Origin of the sequence: Cryobacterium sp. Hz9, assembly GCF_004402825.1 — a bacterium.
Taxonomy (GTDB): Bacteria; Actinomycetota; Actinomycetes; order Actinomycetales; family Microbacteriaceae; genus Cryobacterium; species Cryobacterium gelidum.
The window spans coordinates 327,629-340,005 of sequence record NZ_SOFC01000014.1 but is presented as its reverse complement, the minus strand read 5'-3'; the positions used below and the strand labels follow the sequence as shown (position 1 = coordinate 340,005).

Genomic DNA, 12,377 nt, shown 5'->3' with positions numbered 1-12,377 from the left:
CTTTGCCCATCCGCCAGTCGACGGATGCCGTACTAGGTGAACAGGCGTTGCAGGCGTTGCACGCCCTCGAGCAGGGCGTCATCGCCGAGGGCGTATGACATGCGCAGGAATCCACTCGGCCCGAAAGCTTCGCCGGGAACTGCGGCCACCTCGGCCCGATCGAGAATGAGGTCGGCCAGTTCGAGCGACGTCGTCGGGGTCACGCCGCCCCACTGGCGGCCGAGCAGGCCGGTCACATCGGGGTAGACGTAGAAGGCACCCTGCGGGGTGGGTGTCACGACACCGGGGATCCTGTTCAGCTCGGCGACGATCAGCTTGCGGCGGCGGTCGAAGGCCACCCGCATGGCCTCGGCGGCGTCTTGCGGTCCGTTCAGCGCGGCGATTCCCGCGCGCTGAGAGATGTTCGACACGTTCGAGGAGAGGTGCGACTGCAGGTTTGCTGCCGCCCTCATGGCGTCGGCGGGGCCGACCATCCAGCCCAGCCGCCAGCCGGTCATGGCATACGTTTTGGCGACGCCGTTGACCAGGATCGTGCGGTCGGCGAGCGCCGGAACGGCTTCGACGATGGAAACGGCGCGCACGCCGTCGTACGTGAGGTTCTGGTAGATCTCATCGGAGATGACCCAGAGGCCGTTGTCTTCGGCCCACTGGCCGATGGCACGGGTCTGCTCCGGCGAGTAGACGGCGCCGGTGGGGTTGGAGGGTGAGACGAACAGCAGCACCTTGGTTCGCGGGGTGCGTGCGGCTTCGAGCTGCTCGACGGTCACGAGGTAGCCCTGGTCACTGCCGGCGAAGACGTCGACCTGCACGCCGCCGGCGAGGCGGATCGCTTCGGGGTAGGTGGTCCAATACGGGGTCGGCACGATGACCTCGTCACCGGGATCGAGCAGGGTCGCGAAGGCCTGGTAGACGGCCTGCTTGCCACCGTTGGTGACGACGACCTGGCTCGGCGAGACCGCGAGGCTGCTGTCACGCAGCGTCTTGGCCGCGATGGCCTCGCGCAACTCTGGCAGACCGGCCGCGGGGGTGTATCGATAGTTCTTCGGGTCGCGAACGGCGGTCAACGCCGCCTCCACGATGTGCTCAGGCGTCTGAAAATCGGGTTCCCCCGCCGCGAAGCTGATCACCGGCCTTCCTGCCGCCTGCAGCGCCTTGGCCTTGCCGTCAACCTTGAGGGTCGCTGACTCGGCAATAGAACCGATCCGAGTTGAAATTCGCTTGAGTTCGTGATCCACGTGTTGAGTTTAGCTACCCGACCCGCGCGCTAGCTAGCGGAGCCCCCGGCCGAGCCAGCGCTCGTGTCAGCTCCGATGACGCAGATCTGCCGCGCACCGGCTGAGCGACACGACGCCCGTAAAAATTGGGTCCCCCGCAGGAATAGAGTGATGAAATGATCACCCGCCTGGTTCAGATCTCTCGACCGGTGCTGTGGGTCAACACCGTCGGAACGACCGTCATCGGCATGTGGTTGATCGGGGATTTGTGGCGCTGGGACATCGTTCCGCTGCTGCTCTGGGCGACCCTGCCGTTCAACCTGCTGATCTACGGCGTGAACGATATCTTCGACCAGGAAACGGATGCGCAGAACACCCGCAAGGGCGGCCTCGAGGGGGCTCGCATCCTCAGCTCGGAAACTCGCAGCATCGCACTCGCGGTCGTGCTGGCCAACGTGCCGTTCGTGGCGTATTTTCTCGTCACGTTGCCGCCGGCGGCGCTCGCCTGGATTGTCGCGTACACGGTGATCTTCATCTTCTACTCGGCACCCCCGCTGCGTTTCAAAGCCCGGCGCTACCTCGATTCGCTCAGCAACGCCGCCTACGCCTTCCCGCTGATCTTCGTACCCCTGGCCTTCGGCAAGTCGCCGGTCTGGGCGGCGGCTATCGGGCTGATGGCGTGGAGCGTGGCCAAGCACACCTACGACGCGGTGCAGGACATCGACGAGGACCGCGCTGCCGGAATTCACACCACTGCCGTCCACCTCGCTGCGCGCGGCGCCACGGTGTGGAGCGGCGTGTGGTGGGCTCTGTCCACCGTGGGATTCGCGCTGATCAGTTGGCCGGTCGCCGCGGTGAATGCACTCATTGCCGGCTGGCTGGTGGTATCGCTGGGGCGCAGCCCCACACCGGCGACGGCCCGCCGCCTGTACCGATACTCGATCGTGTTTCCCTACGTTGCCGGTTCCGTTGCCGGGACCCAAATCGTGGCAGCCATGTTGCTGGGAGCCTATCCATGACCCGATCACGCACGAACACGTCCCCGCAGCGCATAGTCGTGCTCGGCGCGGGCATCGGTGGGCTCACGGCCGCCGCCCTATTGGCCCGCGCCGGCCATTCGGTGACCGTACTGGAGGGATCCGACTGGATCGGTGGCAAGAGCAGGCGCCTCGAGATTGACGGGCAGCGCGTGGACACCGGACCAGCGCTGGTGACTTTCCCCCCGGTCTGGGAGGAACTGCTCGCTCGCTACGACGCGCTCGGTGCCCGCTGGTCTGCTTCCTCGGAAGCTGCCGCGGTGGCCGGGGTGACGCTGCACAGACTGCCCGAAGTGGGCCGGTACTTCTACCGTGGAGAAGCAGTCACCCTGCCGGTGCCGGCCGGGCATCCCTGGTACGCGGCCTGGACCCGTTTCGAACGCGAACACGGCGGCCTCGGGCCCCAACTCACGAGCATGCTCACCGCCAACCCGTTGGATCCGGCGTCTCTGCCGGCCGTACGCAACGTGTTCCGCCTGTATGGCACCCGGCTGACCACCCGCAGCTTTCTTGACGGCCTGAGCTGGATGCCCGACGGCCTGCGAGAGGTCATCGCCATCCACACCCTCAATGCGGGCGTCTCTCCCCGGCAGACTCTCGCCCTGTACGCGAGTATGCCGGCCATTATGGCCAGGGACGGCGTCTGGGTTCCCGAGGGCGGAGTGAACGAGCTCCCACTCGCATTGCACCGGCTAGCCCTGCACGCTGGTGCCAATGTGCACACCGGCGAGCCCGTCACATCCGTGTCGAAAGGTCTGGTGACCACGGCGTCGGCGACGTACCCATCCGACGTGATCGTGAGCGGGCTCGACAGCGTGGTGCTCGACGGTCTGCTCGGCGCGCCACCGGCCCGGGCGCGGGCACGCTCGTGCTCGGGGGTGGCCATCTATGCGGCGCTCGAGACGCCGCTGCCGGAGGGCACAGCCACGCACTCCGTCGTACTACCCGACGACCCGGCCGCCCTGCACCGCAGCCTCGATGCCGGAGTCGTGCCGGAGCAGACGATGGCTTTCCTGAACTATTATCGGCCGCACGAGGTCTATCCCAATGACCGGGCCACCGTGGCGGTACTCCTCACCGCGCCCGCCGATGGCCGCCACTACGACCTCGACAGCCCGTGGGTGGCGCGTGAGGTTGCTCGGGTCAGCGCCGCCGTGGGCCTGGACCGGCCGATCAGCGAGCTGTTTCGCGACCATGTCGTGCTCGACCCGCACTACTTCGGCGGCTGGGGTTCCACCGGCGGAGCACTGTACGGCGCCACCCACCCGCTCTGGCAGAGCGGGCCGTTCCACCGCCCCGGCTACACGAGCCGTGCACGCCCATGGCTATGGCGGGTGGGCGCGTCGGTGCACCCCGGCGGCGGTATCCCGGCCGTGCTCGGCGGCGCCATGACCGCGATGCACAAGCTGATCGGCCGCCTCGATGGTGCCTGATCCCAGCTGCTGGCCGGGCGTTCACGTGAGAAAATTCCTGATCCCAGCCGCTGGCCGAGCGTTGACATGAGAAACTGCCTGATCCCAGCTGCTGGCCGAGCGTTCACATGAGAAACTGCCTGATCCCAGCTGCTGGCCGAGCGTTCACATGAGAAACTGCCTGATCCCAGCTGCTGGCCGAGCGTTCACATGGGAAAATTCCTGATCCCAGCCGCTGGCCGAGCGTTGACATGAGAAACTTGGAGCGGACGGGGCGGGTGACACTAGATCAGTCGATGAGGACGCACTCCTCCGGGAGGTACGCCCTGGAGGGTTCGTGTGCCAAGCTGACAGGGAAGCGATAGCTCGCTCCTCGGGCTAGTGGTACTGCCCAGCTAGTTCGCCTCAGCTTTACAGTGGCCGGTCCGTGACCTAGACTGGCTTACGGTCGTTGAATTCCACCAAGCTTCTCTGCGCCTTTTTCCAGATGTTCTTGTTTGGTTGAAGTCCAGGCGGCGGTGCGGGTCTGCTTCCATAGGGTGGTGGCTCAATTGGTAGAGCAGCGGTCTCCAAAACCGCAGGTTGCAGGTTCGAGTCCTGTCCGCCCTGCACATCGGTAAGTTTCTGCCGATCATGAGAGGTGTGACAGGTGGCCCGAAAAGTTGTCGACGAACCTAGTGAGGAAGTCGTCGCGAACGCACGAATTGCCCGCGAGTCCAATCGCGGTCCTTTCGCTCGGCTGTCCCTGTTTATCAAGCAGGTTTTCGCCGAACTGCGCAAGGTGGTCACCCCCACTCGTAAAGAGCTGCTGAGTTACACCGGTGTCGTGCTCGTGTTCGTGATCATCATGATGGCCATCGTGTCGGCATTCGACTGGGTTTTCGGCTTCGCTGTCCTTTATGTCTTCGGAACGCCGGGGTAAGTCGCACCAAGGGCATCCGCTCTGGCGGAACGCCTGCATGACCGGCATGTGAATCGTGCCCAGACAACTTGCACACGTAGAAAAAATTAGGGATTGAGATTTAGTGACTGAGACGAAGCACGACGATGTCGACTGGGCCACTGCCGCCGAGCAGTCCTCCGAGGTAGACGAGGCACAGGAAGGCAACACCCTTGCCGCCGACGAAGACTCCGTAGAGGCTGCCGAGCAGGCGGCCCTGCATGTCGTCGACGAGAGCGACGACGTAGAGGTCAACCTCGACGCTGCGCTCGATGCCCTCGCCGATTCCTCGGATCCCGAAGCTGACGCCATCGTCGACGACGCCCTCGACACTGACTCTGCTGAAGAAGCCAACGCCTCCGTCGAAGCCGTCGAAGACGAAGACGAACTCGTCACGGCCGACGCTGTCGCCGAGATCGTTCCCGAAACGGATACTGCCGCCGAGATCGTTTCCGAAACGGATGCCGACGTCGAGATCGACCCGTACGAAGCCTTCCGCAAGGAACTTCGTTTCCTGCCGGGCAAGTGGTACGTCATTCACTCCTACGCTGGCTTCGAGCGTCGTGTGAAGTCGAACATTGAAAACCGTAAGCAGTCCATGGCGATGGAAGACTTCATCTACCAGTGCGAAGTTCCCATGGAAGATGTCGTCGAGATCAAGAACGGCCAGCGCAAGATGGTCACCCGCGTGCGCATTCCGGGCTACGTGCTCGTGCGCATGGACCTCGACGAAGACAGTTGGTCGGTTGTTCGCCACACCCCCGGTGTGACCGGCTTCGTCGGCAATGCCCACAACCCCACGCCGCTGCGCTTCGAAGAGGCCTTCGGCATGCTCAAGGGACTCGTGGAGATTGTCGAAGCCCCGACCAAGGCTGGCGGCGCCCCCGGAAAGTCGGCGCAGCGCGTCATCGCCGCCGAGGTCGACTACGAAATCGGCGAGACCATCACGATCAAGGAAGGTTCGTTCGCGGGCCTGCCCGGTTCGATCAGCGAGATCAAGCCGGAGAGCGGCAAGCTCATCGTGCTCGTCTCCCTGTTCGAGCGTGAGACCCCGGTCGAGCTCAGCTTCGACCAGGTCACCAAGCTCTAACCAGGCGCTCTTCTCGCCAGCACGGCTTGAATCGACACGGCATAAACCAGTACGGCAATAACCAGCACAGTGGATGCCCCGCCAGGGTCATCCATGCTGGTTCTCCCAAACCACCGGGGCCCATCCGGGCCACCGGGAGAGCGGCCCCCGGGCTGCTCGCACATCAATACGAAGGACAATACAATGGCACCGAAGAAGAAGGTTACAGGTCTGATCAAACTTCAGATCAAGGCCGGCGCAGCCAACCCCGCACCGCCCATCGGGCCGGCACTGGGCCAGCACGGCGTTAACATCATGGAGTTCTGCAAGGCCTACAACGCGGCGACCGAAGCCCAGCGCGGCAACGTCATCCCCGTTGAGATCACCGTCTACGACGACCGCTCGTTCACGTTCATCTTGAAGACCCCGCCCGCAGCGGAGCTCATCAAGAAGGCCGCCGGCGTCGCCAAGGGCAGCGGGACCCCGCACACCGTCAAGGTTGCCAACCTCACGCAGGCCCAGGTCCGCGAGATCGCTGAAGCGAAGATGGTTGACCTCAACGCCAACGACATCGACGCCGCCGCGAAGATCATCGCCGGAACCGCCCGTTCCATGGGCATCACGGTCAGCGCCTAAGCACACCCCCGCATCAGCGCCCCACGGCGCCTCTGCACCCTTAGCAATTAGTGGAAGAGCCTGCCAGGCTCGCACCACACTCTGAAGTACATACAGGAGATTTCACATGGCAACCAAGTCAAAGGCGTACCGCGCCTCCGCCGCGAAAATCGGCGAAGACAACGTGTTCACCCCGTCCGAGGCCGTAGCCCTCGCCAAGGAGACCGGCTCCGCGAAGTTCAACTCCACGGTTGAGGTCGCCCTCCGCCTCGGAGTCGACCCCCGCAAGGCCGACCAGATGGTTCGTGGAACCGTCATCCTCCCGCACGGCACCGGCCGCACCGCACGCGTCATCGTCTTCGCAACCGGCCCCGCCGCCGAAGCCGCCATCGCAGCCGGCGCCGACGAGGTCGGTGGCGACGAGCTCATCGAGAAGGTAGCTGCTGGCTACACCTCGTTCGACTCGGCCGTCTCGACCCCCGAGCTCATGGGTAAGGTCGGTCGTCTCGGAAAGGTACTCGGCCCGCGCGGCCTCATGCCCAACCCGAAGACCGGAACCGTGACGCCCGACGTCGCCAAGGCCGTGTCCGACATCAAGGGCGGAAAGATCGAATTCCGCGTCGACAAGCACTCCAACGTGCACTTCGTCGTCGGCAAGGCCTCCTTCTCGGTCGAGCAGCTGGGCGAGAACATCTCCGCAGCGCTCGAAGAGATTGTTCGTCTCAAGCCGAGCTCGTCCAAGGGCCGTTACATCACGAAGGGCGTCGTCTCGACCACCTTCGGTCCCGGCATCCAGCTCGATGTCAATAGCATCTAAGGCTCAAAGCATCTAAGCATCCGCTAGAGCACCAAGCAGGGCCCGTCTTCGGACGGGTCCTGCTTGCTTTTAACGGATGCTGCTAGCCGATGTAGCTCATGACGTGCTTGATGCGGGTATAGTCCTCGAGGCCGTACATGGAGAGGTCCTTGCCATAGCCGGAGTGCTTGAAGCCACCGTGCGGCATCTCCGCCACGAGGGGGATGTGCGTGTTGATCCAGACACAGCCGAAGTCAAGGTTTTTGGCCATGCGCATCGCGACACCATGGTTCGAGGTCCAGACCGACGAGGCGAGGCCGTATTGCACGTCATTGGCCCAGGCCAGAGCCTGAGCCTCATCACTGAATTTCTGCGCGGTGATGACCGGGCCGAAGATCTCGTTCTGCACGGCCTCGTCGCTTTGCAGCAGGTCGGCGACGATCGTGGCTTCGTGAAAGTATCCCGTGCTGCCCTGGCGGTGGCCGCCGAGTGCGAGGGTCGCGTGGTCGGGCAGACGTGAGATGACACCCTCGACCCTGGCCAGCTGGTCGGCGCTCGAGAGCGCGCCGAACAGGATGCCGTCATCGAGCGGGGCGCCCGTGCGGGCGTTGACCTTGGCGTAGGCGGCGAGTGCAGCCACGAACTCGTCGTGGATGCCCTCCTGCACGAGCAGGCGGGTAGCCGCGGTGCAATCCTGGCCGCCGTTGTAGAACGCGGCGGCTGCGATGCCCTCGACGGCCTGCTGGATGTCAGCGTCGTTGAACACGATGACGGGCGCTTTGCCACCGAGCTCAAGGTGTACTCGCTTGAGATCGAGGGCGGCAGCGCCGGCGACCTCCATGCCGGCGCGTACCGAACCCGTGATCGAGACGAGCTGCGGGGTGCGGTTGGTGACCAGGGCGCGACCGGTGTCGCGGTTTCCGGTCACGACGTTGAACGTGCCAGCCGGCAGGAAGTCGGAGGCGATTTCGGCCAGCATCAGGGTGGAGACCGGGGTCGAGTCGCTCGGTTTAAGCACGACGGTGTTGCCAGCGGCCAGGGCCGGAGCGATCTTCCAGATCGCCATCATCATTGGGTAGTTCCAGGGGGTGACCTGGCCGACGACGCCGATCGGCTCGCGCCGTACGAACGAGGTGTGGTCTTTCATATACTCGCCGGCGGCTTTGCCTTCGAGTAGGCGGGCGGCTCCGGCGAAGAAGCGCACCTGGTCGATCATGACCTCCACCTCTTCGCCCACGATGCCGGCGCGCGGCTTGCCGGTGTTCTCACACTCGGCGTCGGCGAGTTCTTCGGCCCGCGACTCGAGGGCGTCGGCGAATCCCAGCAGGGCGAGCTGGCGTTCGCTCGGGGTGGTCTGGCCCCAGGTCGTGAACGCGGTGGCTGCGGCATCGTACGCCCCGGCCACATCGGCTTCGGTCGAGATGGGGGTGCGCGCAAACACCTCTTCGGTGGCCGGGTTGATGATGTCCAGCTGCTCACTGGCCGTTGAAGAGGTGTACTCCCCGTTGACGAAGTTGCGCAGTTCGCGGATAGACATAGGGTCCTTTCGAAAAGTCGGGTAGTCACTCACTGTGGGAACGCGGATTGCGCTGCGCACCCACGGGGTATCTATCGCGACGATACCGTAAATCATTTGGAATCTAATCGTTAGTTTTGTGGCGAGTCCACGGGGCTGGCGGTGTACCCCGGCTGCTGCTGCCGAGCAGCTGGTCGCCGCCCCGCGGACCCAACCATCAGCTGGCGTCGATGAGGGCCGGAAGGGCCAACCCTTCGACGTGAGCGTCGATCTACAACGCCGGGCTGCCCGGCCACTCATTGTCCGCGGCGTACAACAGCATGCGGGTATATGCATGCTTGGGGGAGCCGAAGAGGTCGGCGACCGACGCATATTCAACGACCGCACCGGTGCGCAACACGGCAACCCGATGGCAGATCAGCGCCGCGACGCGCGCTGAGCGGGTCACAATAATCATCGTCAAGTTGCGTTCGACCTGCAACCGGCGCAGCAGATCAAGAATGTCGGAGCTATCCGACGCATTCAAGGTGCCGGTCGGATCATCAGCCACGAGCAGGTTCGGGTTGCCGGCGAGGGCACCGGCAATTTGCACGCGCTGCGCCAGCGTCGCTGACACGTCGCGCGGATATGAGGTGAACGTGTGCTCGGGGTGCTCGACGCCGGCTTGGTGCAGCAGGCCAATGGAGCGCTCGTAGGCGGCCGGTTTTGACAGGCCGAAGGAGGAGCGCAAGGATGCGGCCAGCTGCGCTCCGACGGTCGAGGCGGGGTCGAGGCGGCCGAGCGGATCACGCGGCAGATAGACGATTTTGGTGCCAGGCAACCGGTCGCGTGATCGTGGGGGCAGTCCGACCAATTCGACACCGTTGAACAGGATCGACCCGGAACGAATGGTGGCCGGTCTCGGGAGTACGCCGGCAATGGACTGGGCGACCTCGAGGGCGCCGGAGAAGACATCACCGACCAGCCCGACGACCTCGCCGCAGGTGATGGAGAGCGAGATGCCGTTGACCAGTTGCGGTGCGTCCGCGTGCACCGCTGCACTGACCCGAAGTCCGCGCATGTCGAGCAGCGCCGCCGAGCGAAACCAGTGCGACGGCATGGGCACGGCCGTCTCGGCAGAGGAGGGATCCTCAACCGGCTCGTGCACCGCAGCCATCAATGCTGCCACCGTGGGGATGCCCGCCCGCACGACGTGATGGAGGCGACGTAGGACAACGCGCGCTTCACACATGGTCGGCTCGCATTTCAGTCGGTCGAAAAGAGCGGCGCTACAGGGACGAGCCCAACCGTTGGTCTCTGGTGCGTGGTACAGCAAAAGTGCAATTCAATCAAAACAATTTCGCGTCACTCCAACATTACCGAAAACTATTGACCACAACGTACCGGTTTGTTTTTGCCGAATCGGTCGAAGGATCAGGTCGATACGCCCAGCACTAGATCTTGATCAGGTTCCTGATCACATTTTGGGCGCTTGCATGCATCGACTCATTGTGTGAGCGGGCGTACAGCCGCAGTCGGTTGAAGGCCTCATCCATATCTATGTTGCTGCGTTCCGCGATAACGCCCTTGGCCTGTTCAATGAACACCCGGCTGTTGAGCGCTCGTTGTAGTTGATCGTTGACCGTCGCGTTTTCGCGGGCCGTTCGTTCGTGCAGGAGGCTGATGGTCGCCACGTCGGCAAGTGCCTGGCCAATTGCTGCGTCTTCCTCGGTCAACGTGCCGGTTTTAACGCGGAATAGGTTCAGCGCCCCGATGGTGCTCGGACGAAAACGCATCGGAATGGCATGGACCGACTGAAAGCCGTGGGACAGCGCCGCCGCCTGAAAGTCGGGGTATCGATGCCCTTCAGCGGCAATGTCACCGAGAGCCACCACTGTTCCGGATCGGTATGCGTCCACGCAGGGGCCCGCGCCGGCCCGACTTTGCAGCATCTCGACGAGTTGGCTTTGCTCGCTCGTGGAAGCGAGAACCTGCAAGTTGCCGTCCTGGTCAGCCAGAAGCAGACCGGCCGCCGTGGCATCCAACAACGCGACGCACTGGTCGACAAGAGTGTGCAAGAGATCCAGCACGTCATACTCGCCGACCAGCGCGTCAGCGAGTTTGACGAATGCATCACTCACCATCGATGCGCGGGTAGAAGCGGCCATGCTCGTATTTTCCACCCGAAGTCGCGGTAGGTAAATGCTTCAGAAGGTAAGTATGTGGGTACGCTCAGGTTGCACGTGCGCGATCACACACTGGAGCGCGGCCGATCCGCCGTCGGCCGCGGAATGTGTCGTTTCAATGTGGCGAGTGGGCTTCGAGAAACTCGTACACTTCGGTCTGATCGACGCCGGGAAAAGTGCCGGTGGGCAGCGCGGCGAGCAGGCTCGTCGGGGTGCGCGCCGCCGGCCAGGACTGCCCGGCCCAGCGCCCGGCGAGATCGTCGGGCGCGCGGCGGCAGCAGGATTCATCCGGGCATAGTGAGACGGCGCGGTTGGGGGTCTCTCGGCCGCGAAACCACTTCACGTGCGCGAACGGCACGCCCACGCTCACCGAGTACTCGCCTTCCTTGGCCTTTTCGATGCGGGAGGTGCACCAGAAGCTCCCGGCGGGCATATCCGTGTACTGATACCACGCGCTGAACCGATCCTCGACGTCGAACACGGTGCGGGCCGTCCAGCTGCGACAGACCGTGGTGCCCTCGACTGCGCCGAGCGCGTCGCTTGGAAAACGCACATTGTCGTTTTCGTAGGCCTTGATGATCGTGCCGGACTCGTGCACCTTCATGAAGTGCACCGGAATGTCCAGCCGGGCGGTGGCAAGGTTGGTGAAGCGGTGCGCGGCCGTCTCGTAGGAGACCGCGAAGGCGTCCCGCAGGTCTTCCATGGAGATGCGCCGCAGGGTCTTCGCCTCGGTCAACATGCGCACCGCGTCGCGCTCCGGCAACAGAATCGCCGCGGTGAGGTAGTTGGTTTCTACCCGTTGGCGCAGAAAATCGGCATAATTTTTCGGCTCTTCGTGCGCGCACAGGTGGCTGGCGAAGGCCTGCACGATGGGGGAGCGGGAATCCCGCGACGCCGAACGTTCGGTCGGCAGGTAGATGCGCCCGTTGCGTTTGTCGGTGACCGATCGGGTGGAGTGTGGCAAATCATTCACATAGTGCAGCGAAAAGCCGAGATGGGTGGCCATGTCGGCGACGAGTTGTTGGGACACCGGACCGCCGGAGTGCCCGACCGCGGTGAGCAGTTCGAGGGCCTGCGCCTCCAGCTCGGGAAAGTAGTTGTCTTGTTGGCGCATGATCTGGCGCAGGGCGGAGTTGGCTCGGCGCGCCTCTTCCGGGGTCGCGGCGCGCTCGCGGTTGAGTCGATCGATTTCATTGTGCAGGCTCAGGATGGTCTGCAGGGTTTCGTCGCTTTGGCCTTTGCTCACCCGGATGCGGGGAAGGCCGAGAGCCTGGAACACCGGCCCGCGCTGGGCGCGTTCGACTGAGATCTCCAGGGCGGCTCGCTCGGAGGGGGCATCCGTTCTCATGAGTTCTTCGAGGGTGGTGCCCAGAGCGAGCGCGATTGTTCGCAGCATCGAGAGGCGCGGTTCGCGTTTGCCATTCTCCATCATCGATACCTGTGAGGGCGCGCGGTCGATCGCGGCGGCGAGGGCGTCGAGGGTCATGTGCCGACTCGTGCGCAGTTCCCGGATGCGACGGCCCAGCGTGAGCGCATCGAGTTCGGGTTCATCGGCGGCGAGGGTGGAGAGTGCGGCAAGGGCTTCGGCGGGGACCATGCGCTCAGTGTCACAT

At 64.1% G+C, this 12,377-nt stretch carries 11 protein-coding genes and 1 tRNA gene; 7 read left to right on the top strand and 5 right to left on the bottom strand.

Going from position 1 to position 12,377, the window contains the following annotated elements; translation table 11 throughout:
• Positions 1–32: 32 nt before the first annotated feature.
• Complete coding sequence (locus tag E3N85_RS08355) at positions 33–1,235, bottom strand: pyridoxal phosphate-dependent aminotransferase (RefSeq protein WP_134461955.1); 1,203 nt, start codon at positions 1,233–1,235, stop codon at positions 33–35.
• Positions 1,236–1,390: 155 nt separating this feature from the next.
• On the opposite strand from E3N85_RS08355, the gene E3N85_RS08350 reads away from it, so the two are divergent.
• The 7 genes from E3N85_RS08350 (at position 1,391) to rplA (ending at position 7,104) form a co-directional block, all read left to right on the top strand.
• Positions 1,391–2,233 (top strand): UbiA family prenyltransferase, encoded by an 843-nt coding sequence (locus E3N85_RS08350; protein ID WP_134461952.1) that lies wholly within the window; start codon positions 1,391–1,393, stop codon positions 2,231–2,233.
• On the top strand, positions 2,230–3,684 hold the full coding sequence (locus E3N85_RS08345; protein ID WP_134461950.1) for an NAD(P)/FAD-dependent oxidoreductase: 1,455 nt from the start codon (positions 2,230–2,232) through the stop codon (positions 3,682–3,684). Before E3N85_RS08350 ends, E3N85_RS08345 begins: the two co-directional genes overlap by 4 nt.
• A gap of 515 nt (positions 3,685–4,199) precedes the next feature.
• Positions 4,200–4,272, top strand: a tRNA-Trp gene (locus E3N85_RS08340).
• Positions 4,273–4,312: 40 nt separating this feature from the next.
• The gene (secE, locus tag E3N85_RS08335) at positions 4,313–4,585 is read left to right on the top strand and encodes a preprotein translocase subunit SecE (RefSeq protein WP_134461947.1); all 273 of its coding nucleotides are present in this window, start codon (positions 4,313–4,315) and stop codon (positions 4,583–4,585) included.
• A 103-nt stretch (positions 4,586–4,688) separates the two neighbouring features.
• Complete coding sequence (nusG, locus tag E3N85_RS08330) at positions 4,689–5,693, top strand: transcription termination/antitermination protein NusG (protein ID WP_134461944.1); 1,005 nt, start codon at positions 4,689–4,691, stop codon at positions 5,691–5,693.
• Positions 5,694–5,876: 183 nt separating this feature from the next.
• Positions 5,877–6,308: a 50S ribosomal protein L11 gene (gene rplK, locus E3N85_RS08325; protein WP_092106326.1), complete on the top strand. Its 432-nt coding sequence runs from the start codon at positions 5,877–5,879 to the stop codon at positions 6,306–6,308.
• A gap of 106 nt (positions 6,309–6,414) precedes the next feature.
• The gene (gene rplA / locus E3N85_RS08320; RefSeq protein WP_134461941.1) at positions 6,415–7,104 is read left to right on the top strand and encodes a 50S ribosomal protein L1; all 690 of its coding nucleotides are present in this window, start codon (positions 6,415–6,417) and stop codon (positions 7,102–7,104) included.
• An 82-nt stretch (positions 7,105–7,186) separates the two neighbouring features.
• Here the strand turns inward: rplA and E3N85_RS08315 are convergent, their stop codons facing one another.
• The 4 genes from E3N85_RS08315 to E3N85_RS08300 all read right to left on the bottom strand — a co-directional run bounded on the left by E3N85_RS08315 (position 7,187) and on the right by E3N85_RS08300 (position 12,361).
• On the bottom strand, positions 7,187–8,620 hold the full coding sequence (locus tag E3N85_RS08315; protein WP_134461938.1) for an aminobutyraldehyde dehydrogenase: 1,434 nt from the start codon (positions 8,618–8,620) through the stop codon (positions 7,187–7,189).
• Between the two features lie 250 nt (positions 8,621–8,870).
• Positions 8,871–9,788 carry an ATP-binding cassette domain-containing protein gene (locus tag E3N85_RS08310; RefSeq protein WP_166783900.1) on the bottom strand — a complete coding sequence of 306 codons (918 nt, stop codon included), beginning with the start codon at positions 9,786–9,788 and terminating at the stop codon, positions 8,871–8,873.
• Positions 9,789–10,032: 244 nt separating this feature from the next.
• A complete protein-coding gene (locus tag E3N85_RS08305) occupies positions 10,033–10,746 on the bottom strand; it encodes a GAF and ANTAR domain-containing protein (RefSeq protein WP_134461933.1) in 714 nt (237 codons plus the stop codon).
• 133 nt (positions 10,747–10,879) lie between these two features.
• Positions 10,880–12,361, bottom strand: coding sequence for a helix-turn-helix transcriptional regulator (locus E3N85_RS08300; RefSeq protein ID WP_134461930.1), 1,482 nt, complete (start codon positions 12,359–12,361; stop codon positions 10,880–10,882).
• Positions 12,362–12,377 lie beyond the last annotated feature (16 nt).